General features: G+C 40.0%; 15 protein-coding genes. 3 read left to right on the top strand and 12 right to left on the bottom strand.

Annotation, left to right across the window (positions count from 1 at the left end; all coding sequences use genetic code 11):
- Positions 1-27: 27 nt before the first annotated feature.
- The 9 genes from HMPREF0623_RS08890 to HMPREF0623_RS08930 all read right to left on the bottom strand — a co-directional run bounded on the left by HMPREF0623_RS08890 (position 28) and on the right by HMPREF0623_RS08930 (position 12942).
- The gene (locus HMPREF0623_RS08890) at positions 28-1257 is read right to left on the bottom strand and encodes a glycosyltransferase family 2 protein (protein WP_004166771.1); all 1230 of its coding nucleotides are present in this window, start codon (positions 1255-1257) and stop codon (positions 28-30) included.
- 36 nt (positions 1258-1293) lie between these two features.
- On the bottom strand, positions 1294-2844 hold the full coding sequence (locus HMPREF0623_RS08895; protein WP_004166772.1) for a hypothetical protein: 1551 nt from the start codon (positions 2842-2844) through the stop codon (positions 1294-1296).
- Positions 2837-4324 carry a glycan biosynthesis hexose transferase WsfD gene (gene wsfD / locus HMPREF0623_RS08900; protein ID WP_004166774.1) on the bottom strand — a complete coding sequence of 496 codons (1488 nt, stop codon included), beginning with the start codon at positions 4322-4324 and terminating at the stop codon, positions 2837-2839. Before wsfD ends, HMPREF0623_RS08895 begins: the two co-directional genes overlap by 8 nt.
- A 12-nt stretch (positions 4325-4336) precedes the next feature.
- Positions 4337-5464 carry an LptM family lipoprotein gene (locus HMPREF0623_RS08905; RefSeq protein ID WP_002831001.1) on the bottom strand — a complete coding sequence of 376 codons (1128 nt, stop codon included), beginning with the start codon at positions 5462-5464 and terminating at the stop codon, positions 4337-4339.
- A gap of 284 nt (positions 5465-5748) precedes the next feature.
- Positions 5749-6507 carry a ribonuclease H family protein gene (locus HMPREF0623_RS08910; protein WP_002830999.1) on the bottom strand — a complete coding sequence of 253 codons (759 nt, stop codon included), beginning with the start codon at positions 6505-6507 and terminating at the stop codon, positions 5749-5751.
- A gap of 317 nt (positions 6508-6824) precedes the next feature.
- A complete protein-coding gene (locus HMPREF0623_RS08915) occupies positions 6825-8132 on the bottom strand; it encodes an NCS2 family permease (RefSeq protein ID WP_004166775.1) in 1308 nt (435 codons plus the stop codon).
- Positions 8133-8416: 284 nt separating this feature from the next.
- Positions 8417-9424: an aspartate--ammonia ligase gene (gene asnA, locus HMPREF0623_RS08920; protein WP_004166776.1), complete on the bottom strand. Its 1008-nt coding sequence runs from the start codon at positions 9422-9424 to the stop codon at positions 8417-8419.
- 581 nt (positions 9425-10005) lie between these two features.
- Positions 10006-11919, bottom strand: a complete 1914-nt coding sequence (locus HMPREF0623_RS08925; protein ID WP_036671458.1) for a M13 family metallopeptidase — start codon at positions 11917-11919, stop codon at positions 10006-10008.
- A gap of 51 nt (positions 11920-11970) precedes the next feature.
- Complete coding sequence (locus HMPREF0623_RS08930; RefSeq protein WP_004166778.1) at positions 11971-12942, bottom strand: asparaginase; 972 nt, start codon at positions 12940-12942, stop codon at positions 11971-11973.
- Positions 12943-13050: 108 nt separating this feature from the next.
- Here HMPREF0623_RS08930 and HMPREF0623_RS08935 point away from each other — a divergent pair, with 108 nt between their 5' ends.
- A complete protein-coding gene (locus HMPREF0623_RS08935; protein WP_002830993.1) occupies positions 13051-13809 on the top strand; it encodes a potassium channel family protein in 759 nt (252 codons plus the stop codon).
- Between the two features lie 54 nt (positions 13810-13863).
- On the opposite strand, the gene HMPREF0623_RS08940 is transcribed toward HMPREF0623_RS08935, so the two are convergent.
- On the bottom strand, positions 13864-14517 hold the full coding sequence (locus HMPREF0623_RS08940; RefSeq protein ID WP_002830992.1) for an MIP/aquaporin family protein: 654 nt from the start codon (positions 14515-14517) through the stop codon (positions 13864-13866).
- A 171-nt stretch (positions 14518-14688) separates the two neighbouring features.
- On the opposite strand from HMPREF0623_RS08940, the gene HMPREF0623_RS08945 reads away from it, so the two are divergent.
- Complete coding sequence (locus HMPREF0623_RS08945; protein ID WP_004166779.1) at positions 14689-15111, top strand: hypothetical protein; 423 nt, start codon at positions 14689-14691, stop codon at positions 15109-15111.
- Between the two features lie 231 nt (positions 15112-15342).
- A complete protein-coding gene (locus HMPREF0623_RS08950) occupies positions 15343-15681 on the top strand; it encodes a hypothetical protein (protein ID WP_002830991.1) in 339 nt (112 codons plus the stop codon).
- Between the two features lie 979 nt (positions 15682-16660).
- On the opposite strand, the gene HMPREF0623_RS08955 is transcribed toward HMPREF0623_RS08950, so the two are convergent.
- On the bottom strand, positions 16661-17749 hold the full coding sequence (locus HMPREF0623_RS08955; protein ID WP_004166780.1) for a zinc ribbon domain-containing protein: 1089 nt from the start codon (positions 17747-17749) through the stop codon (positions 16661-16663).
- Positions 17750-17943: 194 nt separating this feature from the next.
- A complete protein-coding gene (locus HMPREF0623_RS08960) occupies positions 17944-18921 on the bottom strand; it encodes a ribose-phosphate diphosphokinase (RefSeq protein ID WP_002830125.1) in 978 nt (325 codons plus the stop codon).
- Positions 18922-18974: the final 53 nt, after the last annotated feature.

The raw sequence follows: 18974 nt of genomic DNA on the forward strand, positions 1-18974 counted from the left end.
AACATAGTTAATGTCAAAACTACTATTTTACTTATAACGCTTGGTTTTATACCACTTTGCTTGTTTATGAAAGACTTGTTCACGAATATACCCCACCATTCCATATGCTGCAACTGCTAACCACATTTGACTATATACTAAATACATGAAAATTATATAAATAACGTTACTAAAACGCATTTCACCTTTTTCGGTCGTAATCGTTACAAAAGTGCTAATGATAAACATAATAATTCCAAATAGCCATAAAGCATTACTAAATCCTTGTAAATCTGAATGTGCTAGCCCCGCTACTGAAAGCACAAAAACTATGTCTGATAATATCAAGGCCGACATCAACAAAAAATATGTTGATAAAAAATATAGTAAATCAAACCGAATTGGACGACCTGCCTTCTTAAAAAGCAGTTTAGCGTTCTTCACAACCACGTAAATATTCCCCTTTACCCAGCGCGTACGTTGATGAAACCAAACGTCTAGGGTTTGAGGCTCCTGCTCCCAAGTAACGGCACGTGGCTGGAATTTAATTCTGTAGCCCATTTGGTAAACTCGAAAGCTAATCTCCGTATCTTCGGCTAAGGCTTTAACATCCCATCCGCCAATCTTTTCCAAAATTTCCCTTCTAATAACATAATTAGTTCCTGGGATAGTGCATAGCTTAAATAGCCTTTGTCGTCCTGCTTGAGCCATCCATTGAAACGAAAGGGTCTCAATGTTAATAAACCTGGTTAAAACAGTCGCTTCTTTATTTCTTGTTCTAAATTTTCCAATTACAGCTGCTAAACGATCACTTTGTAGAAGTTCCGCTACTAAAAGTCGCAATGCGCTTCGTTCCGGAGTATTATCTGCATCATAAACCGCAATAACACTCCCTTTCGCTTGTTTTAACCCAATATTGAGCGCGTTAGACTTCCCTTTTCCACCTGTAACATTATCCGTATTGATAACCTTCAAGCGTTCCTCACCAAAATCTTTTTGTACCTCTCTTAATAGTTCAGCTGAATTGTCACTTGAATTATCATTAATAACGATAATTTCATAACGGTCATGCGGATAATCAAAGCTAAGAAGTGATAACACCGTTTTAACAATTACAATCCCCTCATTATGGGCCGGCACCATCACCGTTACAAAAGGTATCTCTTCAGGAAGCTTTTTATCAGGTTTGGGAACTTCTTGTAGATACCAAGTATATCCAGCAACCGTTAAAATTAAGTTAATTATCAGCGTTCCCCAAATGGCAATAATTGCAACCATCAGGAAAAAATCTAAAATTGTGATTACTCTCTCCCCCTATCTCTTGAACATGTTTTTGTATATTTTTCTTCCGAACGCAATAAAAATGGTTAACACAAAAAAAATAATCGCAAAGAAAACCATGATGATTCGTCCTTGAACTCTGAAAAATCCTTTAAATAGTGCCGGTGTCTCTACTGATTTAGGTAAACTTTTCTCTTCGGCAACAGTTTTCACCTCAGTTACTTTACCATTTACTAAATATTGTCCGTTTTGATAAGCAATTAACGAACTTGCAACGTCAATCTTTGAATTAAAGTCTTCGGCTGGATTCTGCCACGTAAAATTCAATGCATGAATTTGTTCCTTTAAATTCTTTAATCTCACCTTGCTATCTGGCATATTAAAAGTTAAGGCGGTAGGCATCGCAAACCTGACATCTTCTTGATTTTTAATTTTGTTAAATCCTGAAGCCGCAAGTGCTAGGTAACTACGGCTACTCGTCTCACCCTGGTTATCCTGTTTCAAATAAACTACTTTTTTATTAGGAAATAGCATCCAATAATTTGCTTTTTTTAAAGCATTATTCCGTAAAACTTGATCCTGATCCCAAAAAACTTGCGCACTAATTCCGACTGGATAAACTTGATTTTGAGCCAAATTAAGTAAATAATTGTCGAATAACTCACTTAATTCAGTTGCGTTATTTACCGTCGCTCCTCCAATTACCGGAGCCTGCAGGAAGATTACACCACCACGGTCCTCAATTCTGCGTAAACTTCTAGTAAAGCGTTTATAAGCATCCATTTCGGTATTTTTCGCTACGGTTGTGGTGCTAACAGCAAAAGGCACCCCAAGATTTTCGCAATACGAACTTAATTCATCCAGCATTTTTAAATTACTGTAAGGTGTCACATTAGCGATTGTTAACAAAGGTTTTGTCTCTTGTTGTCGATCAAACAAAGTAGCAATCATTTTTCCAGCCGTAATCAACCCCAGCCCTCTATTATTCAAGAAGGGTAAGTATCCTTGATTGCGGTTGATAATCCCATACGCATATGACTGCTGATCTTTGTCTTGCGTTTTTAATTCACCATACCTTTGCGCTTTTTTTGGAATTCCAGTCAAAACGTCCATTCGATCCACAAACGGGATCATTTCAGTACTATTTCCATCTCTTAAAATTAATTGTTGTTGATAGATCGTTTTTAGTTTCACTTGCAGTTGTTGTTGTTCAATCGGATCAAGCCCTTCACCAATATGTAATTTAATTCCATCATATTGATCACGATCTTTAATAAAAGCCGGATTAACTAGCTGGGCTTTTTTCCAATTAATCATGGTTATTACTCCTTGATAGCCACGACTTAGTTCGCCTTTTTGATATTCACTCTCTTTGACGGTTGTGACCTTGAGACCTATTCCAGCTAATATTCTTTGCAAAGTGTCAATCTTTTTCTCACCTTGTTCAACAGTATTTTGAGAGTCATACACCAACAAAACATGATTACTGTCACGTTTGCTCCCATACACCGTTTGATTTGCTTGAATTATTCCACTGAAGGCAATCAAGAAAATAGTTAATAACGGAAAAAATATTTTACGCATCTTCGTTTTCCTCCCGTTCAGTTAGCCACAGTTGATCATTCAAGATATCAGAGATAAACATTATGAAAGTTAGGTCTAAACTAAGTGGTACCATGAACAAATGTTTTGCTAAATCTGCATCTCCATCTCCAATAATCGAAACAATTGGAACAAATACACAAATTGTCATCAATCCTAATACTAGGAAAAATCGCATAACTCCTAGAAGTCTTCCAGCCGTAAAATCGATATACGCACTAACTGCATATACGCCTATAAACGTTATCGCTAAAAGACACAAGAAAGCATACTTCCCGGGGAAAAAAGCTCCTGCTAACGAACTATAAAATGTAAAAAACGTACTCTGCTGCCCCGGCTTTTTACCTGAATCTTTGGTATAATCTCCCACAGCTTTGACCTGGGTGACCATGATATCTTTACTAGCAACATCTAGCAATCGCAAAAATTGATTAACATTTTTAGCATAATACTTAACAATCCAGGCAAAATTATATTTTGCCATTAAGTGCTTTTTAATGTATGGAGAACTTGGATCACTCGTATCAAATGTTTTTGCATAGTAGTCCTGTTCCCGCATCAAAGCGAATTGTTCGCTCAAGCCATTTTTGGCGATATTTTTGCTGGGGTCACCCGTTTCCATCAAGACGCCATGAGAAAATGCTTGATATTGATTAACATCGTTAAACTCTTTATTAATTAAACTGTACGTTAAAACTCCCGCTCCTAAAGTAGCCAGTAATCCACCGATTAATGCTAGTTTTTTGGCTTTTTTTAAACCCGGCAAGAAAAACAAACCAATTGAGATTACTCCAAAGCTTAAAGCTAAGGGAGCGTTTTGCTGTTTGCTAGTAATTAAAACTACTACGCTAGTAAAATATAGTAGTACCAGTTTCCAACGTTTGAAGTACTCTCCACGAGCCAATAATATAACTGAAGCAAATGCATACAAAAACGAGATCAACATCGCTGGTTCGGCAAAAAAGGAATTAAAGTATAAAACAAATGACGCATCCCCAAAAATAATCACCACTAAAATAGCAATGACATAGCTTCGAATACGTCGCCAAGATCCCGTAAGTGCCTTGGTTAGTAAATAAATTCCTGGCAAAAATGCTACATAATATACCACACCCAGAAAACGTATATCGAAATAACGCTGGCTATAAAATAATTTATTTAACATAATTGCAGCTTTGACAAAAAGTGCTTGAGAGGTAAAAACAGCAACATTATTTTCGTTAAAATATTTTAAAATCCCAAATTTAGTTACTACGTATCCAATATACTGACTACTTTTAGTTGGCAAACGATAAACGCCATTACTTAACATTGCACGGTAAAAATCCCCATTATCTGCGTAACCGTTAATTGGTGGCACAAAAAGAATCACAGCACAAATAACCGCTGCTAGCATAGTTGCCATTGCAGCGGGTGATACATGATTTTGAAATATCCTCCAACATCTTTTAACCGAAACCATTTTAGACCATCCCTATGATTGTGAAGCTAACAATGCTAGTAAATTATTAAATGAATAAGCATCATTATTTTTAGTATCGCCGAGTGCTCCATAAATTTCCGATTTTTTGTTTTGAACCTGATCTTCCCAGACCAATTTCATTGCCTTTTGGTAATATTTGTAGTTGCCACTTCTAGCAAAAATCATTGCAGCTAAAGCATAGTTACCCGTTGACTGGCTATGGTCAGCAATCGCTCCTGCGGTTGTATAGCTGTTGTATAACTTTTTATTATCAACCTGCATTTCTAACCAATTAGCTGTCTCAGTCTTCATCTTTCCTATCTCAGCTAAATGTAATACCGTGATTAAAGCCTCGGAAGTATTAAGATTTTCTGTACCATATTGGTTAGTCTTCCAATTGTAGTTTGGAGCATACAAAGGAAAAATATCCCCTAAATATCCTTGCTTAACTAGCTTTAACTGCTTTTGGTAATAATCACGTTCTTTCTTTGATACGGATTCAAAATACTTTAAGGTAGCTAAATCGTAGTAAGCTAGTGAACTTTTATTACTAGTTTTTTTGGTACGTACGTCATAAAAATCAAGCACTCGGTCTTTATGAATACTTGTTGTTTGAAGCATCGCAAACCGTTTTGCCGCTTCCCGGCGATATTTTTCACTATTCGTATTTTGTGCGTAGATTTGTAAAGCTCGAATGATTCTTAAATCATCTATCGTTGCGTTCACATCAGATTTCTTCTTGGTTTTATCATCGATTCGATAACTGAATTGTCGACCTTGATCAAAGTATTTCTTAGTATGCTGATAAAATTCACGAAAAGCTTTGTTTTGGTGTGTTTGGGCCAAATACTCTAACCATAGTCCTGACGACTCGGATAACATATCATGCCCGGTTGCCTTATCGGACTTCTTTTGTTCATTATTAAAGTTTGTATAAATACCAGCTTTTTGGACCATCGAATTTTCTAAAAAATTATGTAGCAATTCTACATTTTGATTATTCTGGTGGTATCGTGTCGCGATTGTTAAATTATTTGCATCTCCCTTAGGGACTTTAATTTGAGGTTGTTTTTGTCCACAACCGCTCATCGTAAAAATGCTCGCGAATATTAGCACTAAAAAAATAATCTTCTTATCCAAAATATCTCATCCTCTAAATATATTTACGCTTACGAATAAATTTTATTAAATACTTTTCTCAAATCACTTTACACTACTACGGACTATTGTACTAAATTCGGTACAACATTTCAGATGCTAATTTTTTGTACCACCACTTTTTGATCATAAAAAAAGCACCCAAATTTTAAATGGGCTGATTGTAATGCTCACTTTGTGGCTTGTTAGGAGAAAATTTTTCCTAGCAAACATGGCGAATTTTATACAATCATCCATAATTTGAGTGCTTTTTAGTCTAATTAAAATTATTTTGGAAGCTTATCATCTACGGGGACCATTCCCTTTTCTTCCATATAATCCATCATTTTATTTAATTTATGGTCAACAAAAATATTTCCTTGATTAGTGGCGTGACCTTTTGTCCATAAAAATTGTAAATCAGTGAATTGGGGTAGCAGCTTAGCAATCTGTTGCCACAGTTCCTGGTTAGCTACCGGGTCGCCGGTGGATTTTTTCCAGCCGCGGCGTTGCCATCCCGCAAGCCATTTCTTAGTGATGGCGTTTAAAATATACTTAGAATCAGAAATCACCGTGATTGGTGCGTCCTTGCCGACTTTAGCCAACGCCGTTTCCAACCCGCGCCAAAGGGCCGTTAACTCCATTCGGTTATTAGTGGCACCAAACTCACCACCCGATTGAGAATATTCTTGGTCATCTTTTTTCAACAAGTACGCCCACGCTGCTAAATCCGCTTGCCGCACGTGACCACCTTTTACGGTACCCGTATTGCGGGATCCGCCGTCCGTATATAAAAGGATCCGATCGGTTGGAACCTGAGGATCTTTTTGGGGGATTTGCGGCTGCTTTTGCGGGGTAGCTTTCTTAGCTGATTTAGCCTCCGTAACTTCCTTACCAGCTTGCCATTGTTCAGCTTCTTCTAACGTTCCAAAGCTTTTATAGCTTGCACCAGAAAATCCCTTAACCTGCGCTTCAGTTTCGGCCCAAGTCCGGTAAATTCCGGGCTGTTTACCAATTTTTACTACGTAATACTTCTGTTTTGCCATTTGCCACCTCAAAAATTAATTTTCAATAAAACCGAGTGCTCAGCACTATTGACGAATCTCCAATACCAGATTCTAATCTACCAAAGATTTTTCAATAATCCGTTATTAATTATGACTTTTTAACTTATGTTAGTCAAAAACGTTTTGCCGTTTGATTAAAAAAGGAGAGTGGGACAAAAGTCGCTAAACAAAAAACGATCCATGAGGTGAAGCTCCCTCATGAATCGTCTTTATTTTGGTTTTTTGACTTCAATAGCACCAAAACGTGTGCCAAAAGTCAGTTTGTTCCACTTTCCAAAACTGATTAATTAATTTTTTTAAACGTTAAGAATTGCGATAAACCCAATAAAAACGAAGAACAATCCGTACATCAACGGATGCACTTCCTTACCGCGCTTAGCAGCAATCATGGCAATTGGGTAACTGATAATCCCTAAGGCCATCCCATCTGAAATACTGTACGTCAACGGCATTCCAATAATAATTAAAAATGCAGGAATGGCAATTTCTAGACGATCCCAGTTAATTTCACGTGTCTGCTGTGCCATCAAAACTCCAACAATAATGAGTGCCGGCGCCGTTACTTGGGAAGTGACCACCGTTAGCAACGGGGAGAAGAAGATTCCCAAGATGAACATAATTCCGGTAATTACCACCGTGAAACCTGACCGGCCGCCTACCGCGATCCCAGCTGAGGATTCCACAAACGCACCCACAGGCGAAGTCCCTAATAACGAACCCGTTAGCATGGCGGTCGAATCCGACATCAAAGCCTTACCGACCCGGGGCATTTTATTATCCTTCATAAATCCTGCCTGAGTAGCCAGTCCTACTAAAGTTCCCGCCGTGTCAAAGAAAGTTACCAATAAGAAGGTAAGGACTACCACCCAGAGTTGGAGGGTGTTAATGTCACCAACGTGTGAAACCGCGGTTAGAAAAGTTGGCTTTAAACTTGGCGCGGCAGCTAGCAGGTGGGTCGGCGCGTGAATTACTCCAGTTACCATCCCGAATAGCGTGGTCAGAACCATCCCGAAGAAAATTGCCCCTGGGACCCGGCGAACCATTAGGATAATGGTAATCACCAAGCCAAACACTGTGATCCAGGTGGTTGGCGTGGTGAAGGACCCTAAGCCAACCATGGTGTCTGGATTAGCAACCACCAGACCACCTTGGCTCAATCCTAGAAAGGCAACGAACATCCCGATCCCCGCTGAAATGGCATGTTTTAAATCAGCTGGAATGGCGTTGATAATTAATTCCCGTAATTTAAAAATTGTAATCAACAAGAAAATCATTGAAGCCACGAATACTCCAGCCAAAGCGGTTTGCCAAGGCACCTTCATCCCAATAACTACTGAGTAAGCAAAAAAGGCGTTGATTCCTAGAGCCGGTGCGGAGGCAATCGGATAGTTTGCCAAAATTCCCATTAAGAAACATCCAATTGCACTAGCTAAGGCCGTGGCGGTAAAAATAGCTCCCTTATCCATCCCCGAAGCGCCTAAAACGTTTGGATTAACAAACATAATGTAGACCATCGAGATGTAAGTAGTGATTCCCGCAATAATCTCGGTTTTAAAATTCGTCTTCAATTGTTCAAATTGAAAATACTTAGCGATATTCTTCAAAACTCTTTCTCCTTTTAGTTCGATTTAAACAAAAAATCACGTTGATATAGTCTACTCTAATCCTTAAAATAAGTAAAGTACGATATAGCATAAAATTATTTACAGATAAAGTTCGTGTTTTGCCAAAAATGTGCCAATTGCTAATCACCTTACTAATCCCCTCAGCAAATAATTCCTACACAAAAAGCACTCTTCCAAGTTTTAAGTCTTGGAAAAGTGCCCTTGCTTTGCAAGCCTACAATCCTTGTTTCGTTACCTTAATAAATCTACGCCCTTCGCCGCATTTATAAAAGTTGAATTCTCGCATTTTTGCATTGTTCAACCATTGCTTGCGGCCAAATGCTGGCTTGTACTTCGCCAACGTGCGCCTTCCCCAACAGCAACAAACATAGTCGCGATTGACCGATTCCGCCGCCAATTGTATACGGTAGTTCTTCGTTCAACAACGCCTTATGAAAAGGCAATTGACTACGGTCTTCGGCGTTAGCCATTTTTAATTGTCTGCGGAGCGCGTCTTCGTCAACCCTAATTCCCATACTAGAAAGCTCCAAAACACACTGCAAAGGAGCGTACCAAAACAGAATATCACCGTTCAAGTTCCAATCGTCGTAATCGGGAGCCCGACCATCATGTCTTTTTCCAGACTTAAGGGGTCCACCGATTTTCATCAAAAAAACGCATCCTAACTCCTGCGTAATCGCCTTTTCCCGTTCCTCAGGACTTTTTTCAGGCCAGCGGTCTTCCAACTCCTGCGTCGTGACAAAATGGATTTTATCAGGTAGATGATAAACAGCCTGGGGATATTTATACCAAACTTCATGCTCCATATGCTTAATCACTTTAAAAATTTTACGGACGTGCTCCTTTAAAACTGCCGTAGTCCGTTCTTCTTTGGCAATAATTTTTTCCCAATCCCATTGATCAACGTAGATGGAATGCAAATTATCTAAATCTTCGTCTTTACGAATGGCGTTCATATTGGTATAAATGCCCTCATGTAAGTCAAAATCGTTGCGCGATAAAGTCATTCTTTTCCATTTGGCTAGTGAATGAACAATTTCAATTTTATGGTTTGGCAAGTCTTGCATTGTAAAAGAAACCGGACTCTCCGTCCCGTTAAGATCATCATTAAGCCCCGTGGAGTGGTCGACAAACATTGGTGCCGAAACTCTTGATAAGTTCATCTCCTTACCAAATTCGTCTTGAAAGGTTTCGCGGATAAATCTAATCGCCCTTTGAGTTTCGCGTACGGACAATTTTGGTTCATATTTTTCTGGAATTATTAAATGCATCTTCCTCACTCCTTTTGAGATTAATTACAAAATAAAAAGCCTTCCGCCCCTAGAATACTAGGGACGAAAGACTTTCGCGGTACCACCCAAGTTACCCATTCATCAGAACGGATCACCTCAAAACACGTACTAACATACGCTCCGGTGGTAACGGACCGGCAACGTCCAAGCCTAATCTGTGCGCGCTACATTTCAGCCTGGAGCTTACGGGAGTGTTATTCAACTAAATCGCCACTAATCAAGTTTCCACTATTTCTTGACTCACTGTTAGCGCAAAATAATTTACTCGTCTCCCACGCTTTTTTTATTTTGTGGCACAATGATAACACAATTAGAAATCTAATCAAACATTTAGTTTTAAAATAGCTAAATTTTACTTAGTCGCAGTTTTTTGCTGGCCCTCCTAAGCTAACCCGACCATCCGCCAATAATATTGCTATCGTTAGTCCCACTAATGCAGTATTCAAGCCTATTTTCCCAAGCTGCTAACCTAAAAAGCCGCTTAGCGAAGTTAACACTTCACCAAACGGCTTTTTAATCAACTAAATTATTCAGTAATTTTCCTGCACTAAGTCCTGAAATTACCAGATTTGCACCCGTTTTTCTGGAGCCATGTACATTCCATCACCGGGTTCTACGTCAAAGGTGTCGTAGAATTCTTGGAAATTTTGAACTTGAACGTTTGCCCGCAGTTTGGATGGGGCGTGAACGTCAATAGCTAGCAGTAGCTGTTCCCGTTCTGGGGTTGCCTTAGTCCGCCAAATCCGCGCCCAATTTGTAAAGAATTCCTCTAAGTTAGCATCGTCAGTATCCTTAGTCGCCTCTAATGCCGCACTAAGTCCGCCATCATCAGCAACGTTTTCCGTTACCACCAACTTACCGTTAACTTTGCCGCCCGCAAATGGCAGTCCATCAAATTCTTGAACCATGGCTTCGGATAGTTCATGGAAGTGATCTAAATCAGCTTGCGTCCACCAGTTGTCCATATTGCCATATTCGTCAAAGAGGGCCCCGTTAGGATCAAAGGCGTGCGAAATTTCGTGAGCCATTACCGCACCAATTCCACCGTAATTTTGGCTAGCAGTTTGTTTCAAGCTGTAGAACGGCGCTTGCAAAATCGCTGCTGGGAAACAGATTAAATTGCCTTCCGGAGAGTAATAAGCATTCACCGTATCCGCACTCATGTGCCATTCACTGCGGTCAACCTTTTTACCGTACTTGGCTAACTGGTCTTCAAGGAAAATCCGCGAGAAGTTTTGTACGTTTTCAACTAAACTGCCACCCTGAGCTGCAGTTTTCGTTTTTAATTTCTTATAAACTGGTTTCAGTTCATCTGGATAACCCACCAAGATCTTCAAAGAACGTAACTTAGTAATCGCCTTTTGTTTGGTGGCTTCCCCTAGCCAGTCGTTGTTTGCCAAGCGCTTTTCGTAAACGTTTATCATGGCAACCACCATTTCGTGAACGTCTTTTTTAGCTGCTTCCCCGAAGTAACGGTGGCCGTAGTATTCGCCTACCACTTGGCTAAACGTCCGGCGTGCTAGATAAAAGGCACTCTTTTCTTGCGGCATGGAAACTTTCTGTCCGGACAACGCTCGTCCGTACATTCCGCCAATTTGTCGGAACTCTTCGCTAAGATACCCCGTCAATGAACGGACCATGTTAACGTACGCCCAGCTCTTAAAGTCGGCAAAAGTCTCGTCATTAGCCACTTGGTTGAGGTTTTCATAGAAACGAGGTTCGGTAACAATAATTTGTTCTGGTTGCGTACCTAACAATTCTTGAACTAATTTTTTAACATCAATACTTTGAACTTTATCCGCAAACTGCGTAAATTCCATTGGATTATAGAGTTTCGCAACGTCACTAAGTTCTTCCGAGTTTTTACGGTATGGTGCTAAGCTAGCGTCAAACCGTTTGGCTTGTTCAACAATCTCGTGCGCCTCTTCAGGTGACTTACCAATCTTTACCAAGAGCTGGTTCATCATTTCGGTAAAGATTTTCATTAGTTGTGGTCCATTGGGGTTATCGGCGTCGTAATAAGTTTTATCTGGCAAAATCAAGCTAACGCCCCCAGCCCACAAAACGTTACGTTTGTCAGCACCGTCACCCTTTAAATCGGGTTCAATTCCGATATCCACCGGTAAATCAACCCCGTTATAGAATAATTCCTTTAGGTTAGCGTTGACGTCATCCCAATTTTGCAGTTTTTCAATTTGTGCAAGGTATGGCAATAACGGAGCCACTCTATCCGCATCCCGTTGTTGAAAGTCCGCCGCCATTTCATAAAACTTAATAAATTCGGCCAACTCGGGAGTATCTGGTTCAACTTCGTGATTCCGCATTTCGGCAAAATCCTTCATTAACTGTTTATCAACTCCGTCAACGAGGTCCATAAAACCTCCGGTCGAGGAATGGTCGTCTGGAATTTTAGCCGTTTTTAGCCATTCTCCGTTGACTGCATCATAAAAATCTTCTTTAACTGAACTTGTCATTTTCTTTCCTCCCATTCTGTTTTTCCACAGTTCTATTATACACGGGCTTCATTAAGAAACGGCGTCATGCATGTAGCGGGCAATTTCTTCGCCGTTCATGTGATTGCTTAACCCCACTTGGAGTTTGATCCGCGCCTTTTGTCCGTTAAGTCCCTGGCAGAAGATCACTCCCATCCGTTCTAAGTCAATGCCGCCGCCAACGTAATCGTAAATTGGTTCAGCAAGCCCGTTGTAGCATCGGGAAACCATTACTACTGGAATTCCCTTTTTAATCAATTTTTGAATGGGTTCTACCACTTCAACTGGCAAATTTCCCGCACCAAGTCCTTCAATAACGATCCCCTTAGTTTCTGGGCGATCTAGCGTCTCAAAAATGGCTCCTGGAATTCCTGCGTAAGCCTTAACTAAGTAAACACCAGAAACTAGCTCGTCAATATCACAAACTTGTTGGCTAATTAAGGCTTGGAAGAAACGAATATCCCGTTTGTATACAATTCCTAACGGTCCAAACGTTGGCGTCCGGAAAGTATCTACGTTAGTTGTGTGGGTTTTAGTAACAAACCGGGCGGTGTGAATTTCATCATTCATGACTACTAACACGCCCTTGCCCGTAGCTTCGTCGGAAGCCGCCGTTAAAATCGCACTTTGGAAATTATAAACACCATCAGAACCAAGCTCGTTAGAAGAACGCATTGCGCCCGTTAAAACAATTGGAATCACGCTTGGAATCGTAAGATCAAGGAAATAAGCCGTTTCTTCGAGCGTATCGGTACCGTGGGTAATTACGATTCCGTCACATTCATCATTGTCGATTGCCTTTTTGACTCGTTTTTTAATTACCAGCATATCTTCTGGGGTAATGTGTTCTGAAGGCTTATTTAATACGACTTCGTTTGCCAAATCAATATTTTCGTTAATAAATTGGGTATCCAATAACGGATTTTCTTCGTTAGTCTTTACCTTATCATTACTAGCCGACATCGAAATTGTTCCGCCAGTGTGTAATGCCAATATTTTTTTCATCTGCTTTACCTCTTCTAGGATTAATTAGTCCTATCATATCATTTCTAAACTATTTACACCGGTCAGAAATGCGTTAAAATAATTCTATTAATTTAGGAGATTTTACTCATGACGAAAACAAAAATCAATTGGCAGCTAAGCTACGACATTGGAATTGCGGGCATCGCCCTCTTTTCATTCCTAATCGTCGTGGGCTCGTTTTTGGATCCCCATGCCATCCGTTTAAGCGCTCCACCATTAGCCCATTTATTAAATGTTTTACTGCTCCTTTATACGATCGATTTTTTCTATCGCCTAGCCATCAGTAGGCACTGGCAAAGATTTCTCTTTGATAACACTTTTGATTTATTATCGTTAATTCCGCTGCATCCGGCCTTCGCTATTTTTCGAATTGGCCGGGTTTGGCGACTAATTCGGCACCACCACTTACTCTGGCGATTTGGTTTGGATGGTAAACTTTCCAAAACTGTGCACCGTTTTGTTTACTCATCAGGATTTTTGAACCTTTTTACCGCTAGTATGTTCATCTTAGTATTGAGCTCCTTGATGTATTCCATAGTGGAGAAGGTCCCGTACCCATCCGCGCTTTGGTGGGCAATTACCACGGCAACGACGGTTGGATATGGCGATATTTCTCCCGCCACCAACGTCGGTAAGTTTATCGCCGCCTTCTTAATGATCGCCGGGGTTGGTTTTATCGGTTTGTTAACCAGTACAATTACGGGATTTTTCACGAGTCAAACTACCGACGCTAATAAAGATGATTTTAGTCGGCTATTTGAAAAAATCGACCAGTTGGATCATAAGGTCGACCACTTGCAACGCGAACTTAATTTAGAACGTAAAAAAAATCGGCATAAAAAATAGGCTGAGGAAATTGGGCATTATCCCAATCCTCAGCCTGTTTTATTACTCAGCTAATTATTCAGCTTCACTACCTAGAGCCTTAGCTACAACGGCAGCAACTGCACCACCAACTAGTGGAGCAACCACGTAAACCCAGAAGTGGGATAACGCACTGCCACCCACTAAAATAGCAGGTCCAAAACTCCGTGCGGGGTTCAATGAACCACCAGTTAAGTTTAAGGTTGCGATGATCATCAATGCCAAAGTTAGGCCAATAATCAATCCAGCAAAGCTAGCATTGCCGTATTGCTTGCTAGTAACGAACAGAATTACTAATACAAACAAGAACGTAACCAATGCTTCGGTAACTAACGCAGGGAACGCCGAAATTTTAGTGAAATCAGTTTGACCCAAGTTAGCTGTGGAAGCACCCATTGCGGAAAGGAAGTACTTCACCATTCCGGAAGCCAAAACCGCTCCGATAAATTGGGAAATCACGTAATAAACGGCATCTGCACCGCTAATCCGTTTGTTAATCCACATTCCAAGAGTAACTGCGGGGTTAAAGTGTCCCCCTGAAATTGCTCCTACTGAATAAGCCATAATGGTTACGGCTAACCCAAAGGCTAATCCAATTCCAACTACGTTTGCATGAGCAATTGTTACTGCTGCCGTTCCTACAAAGACCAATACAAAAGTACCAATAAGTTCTGAAATATACTTACGCATATAAATGGTCTCCTTTCTATATAGTAAATAATAAAAAATAATGCAAATAGCATTGTATACCAATTTAGAAGCATTCTCAAATTAAGAGATTTATAAAGTAGGGGTTTGTTAGAACGGTTGGTTAATATTTATGCTAAAATATTACTAGAAATATAATCAGGAGGAGTTTACATGGCAAATTTTGACGTAAATATTATCGACCAACCCACCGCGAAGGCAATGCTTGTAGAATTTAAGAGCCAACGGCAGGATAACGTCCCCGTTTTAAAGCACCCTGGGCACTATATTCTTCCTGATTACAAGCTAACTCGGCAACGAAAAGCCTTCAAGATTCGCAAACATACTTACCTGACTAAAAAGTTTCGTTCTTACGTCGCTTTAGATTCCGCAAACGGACACACCCTTTGGATGCGCAACTTTGGTAGTTTATCGGAAGCAGTTTTTTGGCTTGAAACCGGAATGAAAATTGGGGATACGGATACCGATGCTCGCTTTTCATACAAGAAATGGAAAGTTGCTCACGAAGAAGATATTGAAAAGCTAAAGGATGAATTACGAGCTAAAAGTAAGGCTAAGGAAGCCAAAAAAGGGTAATTACTTAACGATGTTTTAAGCAATTTTTAAACGGTATTGCACTTTTATTTGGTAATTTATATACTATCGGGGCGAGAATTTTTTCGAGCCCCTATTTTTATCAATTAATAATCTTACAAAGATAAAACAATTTTTACCGCAGAATTTAACGTCTTACAAAAACAACCTTTTTGTCACCTTTTCAATTGAAAACTGATCTATTGCCTAAACTAATTTAAGGAGAGCAGATTTATGTCTACCGAAAATAAATTTTTAAGTTCACTTTCATATTTCAGCATCTTTTTTCTACCAATTATTTTTCCAATTATCGTGATGGTACTTACCAGTAATGTCCAGTATGCACCTGCTCATCGACACGCAATTACGGCGTTTTGGCTTCACCTCATTCCCGTCATTTTGTTGCCGTTAGGTTTTGGGTTGGGAATTCTCGCTACTGCGCACAGCTTTACGGGAAATCATTTTCCAACCACCTCTTTGGTACTGTTCTTAATTGTGGGATTAATGGGAATTGTGGCTTTGGCCCTCTTCATTTATAACATCTATAAAGGTGTGAAGATTTGGGTGGAATAGTTTAGAGCGCTCCAGAACCCGGGTAAATCTTGAGGCTTAACAGAATTAAGGTATTAATCGTGAATTGCGATTAATACCTTAATTTAGTTATCTGGAGAGATTTGGGTTCTGGAATGCATTTCGCCTATATCACATTAACGTGTTGAAATTAAATATAACTATCAAAACTCGCTAATCGCCTCCACGACGCTTAGTAAGTTTTAATTTAGCATTGAAATTTACTACCAAAAAATATTTTTTGGTAGTTTCGAGTCTTTATATTGCAACCGCTTACAACTTGTGATAATATTCTAATTGAGGAAAGGAAATAGTTCCTCTTCAATCAAAAACTTCTCAGATTGCCTTGGTTCTCAGATTGCCAGAACCGACGAAAAGGCAAGAATATTAGCTCTATTCGCTAATCAGTTGCATCATGAGCGTACCGTGAAAAAGTTTTGACGTTTAGAGACGTCGTAATGATTAAGTGTTTACGCACGATGGATTGATGAATGGAGTGGCAATCATCTTTTTAAAGAGTAATGTTCAACGTCATCTCCAAGCATTGAATCAAGTAGGTGTGTCCAATGACATAAATACTTCGCTTAGGTAATTATCCTAGGCACTGTTCCAAATAAAAACCCAATAGTTCACTGGAGGTCTATCGTTTCGAAGAATATCTTAATGAAACTCCAAGACCGTCTATTTCACCGTTAGCCTGAACGAGTGTATCCTTCGTCAAACCCTTTGTTTGATTAGACATGCAGCAGCAGACGTAATAACAAAACCTCAGGTAGGTTAGAAGCACGACGGCTGAACAATTGAATATGTAATTGAAGTTGAAGGTGTAAAGATCGATAAATTTTCCAATAAAGAGATCACGATTGATTGGGAACGCCTTTCCTCTTAGTGGGATTCTAGTGTGAGAAGTCTAGAATCCTTTTTTGTTGCATAAAAAAGCATATTACCATCGACCTAGGCTAGGTAGCGGTGGTAATATGCTTTATTTTCGAGTACGCGTTCTTGAATGCATTAATAATAAGATAATACTGCAAGCAACAATTAAATAGCCGCCCCATCCCCAACGAACTCCGTTGAACATGTTACCTAGGCCAACTAATTGGGCTTCATTTTGGTAAATCAAAAAGAACATCATTCCGTACCACAGCAAGTTTAGGTAACTCGCCCATTTGGTCAGCCAATGGAATTGCAAAAGCGCTCCAAGTAAGAGCAATGCGGGAATCACCCATAAAAAGTGAGCAAGCTGATCGTCTCCTAACGTCTTCAAAATACTCATAAGGGAAGTTTTAACGTTATACCCGGCAGTGGGTGCCGAAGCAAACGGTGCCCAGTAAGCAGCCATTCCGGTAATAATGGCAATCCCCATAATGAACTTGTTTTTCAACGTCCAGCGTTGCTTCCCTTTACGTACGTCAGTGCCATTAGTTGGTTTAGGATTATTTACCCCTGACGAAGCCCCTTCTTTCATAGATTTCGGCTCCGCAGTCGCTTCCGCTGCCTCTGCTTCCGTTGGATCGGAATTTTGTTCGGCAGTTGGAGTGGTGAAATCCTTTTTACCACGTTTTTTTAGTAACGCCGTTTGCAATTTTTGCCAAACCTGACGACCTGCTTCGCCCCCCTTTTGAAGGGTTGCTTTCACAGCCTGGTCTGCACTACGGTCACCAGCGCCCACTCGTTGAGCGTAGAAAAATGCAGCAACAACTGCCACTACCAGTAAAACTACCCCAACCATTTTACTTAGCCAGTAAAAAATTGTTCCAATTACTAACAAAACTAGCAGAGCCGTTAACCAATTGCCTCCGATCCATTGCAACGTAGTTAATGCACCCTCCTTGAGGTCCGTAGAAGCACTGCTTTTTCTGCGAGCGCGACTAATCGTTGGTTCTTCTTTCGGTTTGGTATCCGCGCTTTCTTTCAAATCGTCTAATGGTGTTTCTTGCCAATTTTTATGCAACTCTGCACGAGAAAGCCGGGAGCTTTCACTTGATGCTGTTTCGATTTTAGCCCCACAATTAGGGCAAAAATGTGCCTTTTCAGGTAATTCTTCGCCACAGTTCAAACAAAATTTCATAATTCACTTCTCCAATTAAAATTATTAATTCTATTGTAAATGATTTAGGGTCCAAAAATCGGCTTGTTTACCAAGTTTTAAAAATTGAATGAGTTTTATCTTTCAAAGTAGCCGGTACATAAAAAAAGAGGCTAAGAAATTCATTCTTGCCTCTACATTCATTTATTCTTTTGCTATCGGTACGCCAACCCGTATTAGTGTTCTGTACTAAAACGATTGTTAAATAATGGACTAACCGGTTTGTCTTCGTGAATTAAACGAATTGCTTCCCCGATCAAAGGTCCTACCGAAATGCTTGTGATCTTATCAATTTTCTTTTCTTCTGGAAGTTGAATAGAATCCGTCACAATCAATTCCTTGATTGGCGAGTTTTGAATTCTTTCGATCGCTGGACCCGATAAAACTGGGTGTGTACAACTAGCATATACTTCAGTTGCGCCCGCATCGATCAAAGCTTGTGCTCCCAAAGTAATCGTTCCGGCCGTATCAATCATATCGTCAATCATGATACAACGTTTGCCCTTAACTTCACCAATAATGTTCATTACTTCTGCAACGTTTGCGCGTGGACGACGTTTGTCAATAATTGCAATTGGTGCTTTCAAAAATTCTGCCAACTTACGTGCGCGCGTAACTCCACCGTGGTCAGGAGAAACTACTACCGCATTTTCATTCAAGCCCCGTTCAATGAAATGATCAGCTAACAATGGTGCACCCATCAAGTGATCGAGCGGAATATCAAAGAAACCTTGGATTTGTGCTGCGTGCAAGTCAAGTGCGATAATCCGGGTTGCACCCGCACGTTCAATCATGTTTGCTACTAACTTAGCAGTAATCGGTTCCCGCGAACGGGCCTTACGATCTTGCCGAGCATATCCATAATATGGAATTACGATGTTGATTGTCTTGGCACTAGCACGTTTCAAAGCATCAATCATGATCAACATTTCCATCAAATTATCATTAACCGGCGCAGAGGTGGATTGAATAATGTAAACTTCATCCCCACGAATACTTTCTTCAATATTAATACGAATCTCACCATCACGGAAACGATCAACCGATGTTTTCCCGAGTTCTACACCAACTGCCTTGGCGATTTTTTCCGCTAAGGGCTTGTTCGAATTCAAAGCGAAAATTTTAAGCTTTGGATCGGAATAATGTTCAGACATGTTTGCCTCCAAAAGATTATAAGATATTGAGTTTATTCAATTTTTCCATATAA

Origin of the sequence: Pediococcus acidilactici DSM 20284 (assembly GCF_000146325.1) — a bacterium.
Taxonomy (GTDB): Bacteria; Bacillota; Bacilli; order Lactobacillales; family Lactobacillaceae; genus Pediococcus; species Pediococcus acidilactici.

What these genes read in the sequence shown, in the direction of transcription:
- HMPREF0623_RS08890 (WP_004166771.1), bottom strand. Translation starts at nt 1,257, where the DNA reads ATGGTTGCAATTATTGCCATTTGGGGAACGCTGATAATTAACTTAATT.
- HMPREF0623_RS08895 (WP_004166772.1), bottom strand. Translation starts at nt 2,844, where the DNA reads ATGCGTAAAATATTTTTTCCGTTATTAACTATTTTCTTGATTGCCTTC.
- wsfD (WP_004166774.1), bottom strand. Translation starts at nt 4,324, where the DNA reads ATGGTTTCGGTTAAAAGATGTTGGAGGATATTTCAAAATCATGTATCA.
- HMPREF0623_RS08910 (WP_002830999.1), bottom strand. Translation starts at nt 6,507, where the DNA reads ATGGCAAAACAGAAGTATTACGTAGTAAAAATTGGTAAACAGCCCGGA.
- asnA (WP_004166776.1), bottom strand. Translation starts at nt 9,424, where the DNA reads ATGCATTTAATAATTCCAGAAAAATATGAACCAAAATTGTCCGTACGC.
- HMPREF0623_RS08925 (WP_036671458.1), bottom strand. Translation starts at nt 11,919, where the DNA reads ATGACAAGTTCAGTTAAAGAAGATTTTTATGATGCAGTCAACGGAGAA.
- HMPREF0623_RS08930 (WP_004166778.1), bottom strand. Translation starts at nt 12,942, where the DNA reads ATGAAAAAAATATTGGCATTACACACTGGCGGAACAATTTCGATGTCG.
- HMPREF0623_RS08935 (WP_002830993.1), top strand. Translation starts at nt 13,051, where the DNA reads ATGACGAAAACAAAAATCAATTGGCAGCTAAGCTACGACATTGGAATT.
- HMPREF0623_RS08940 (WP_002830992.1), bottom strand. Translation starts at nt 14,517, where the DNA reads ATGCGTAAGTATATTTCAGAACTTATTGGTACTTTTGTATTGGTCTTT.
- HMPREF0623_RS08945 (WP_004166779.1), top strand. Translation starts at nt 14,689, where the DNA reads ATGGCAAATTTTGACGTAAATATTATCGACCAACCCACCGCGAAGGCA.
- HMPREF0623_RS08950 (WP_002830991.1), top strand. Translation starts at nt 15,343, where the DNA reads ATGTCTACCGAAAATAAATTTTTAAGTTCACTTTCATATTTCAGCATC.
- HMPREF0623_RS08955 (WP_004166780.1), bottom strand. Translation starts at nt 17,749, where the DNA reads ATGAAATTTTGTTTGAACTGTGGCGAAGAATTACCTGAAAAGGCACAT.
- HMPREF0623_RS08960 (WP_002830125.1), bottom strand. Translation starts at nt 18,921, where the DNA reads ATGTCTGAACATTATTCCGATCCAAAGCTTAAAATTTTCGCTTTGAAT.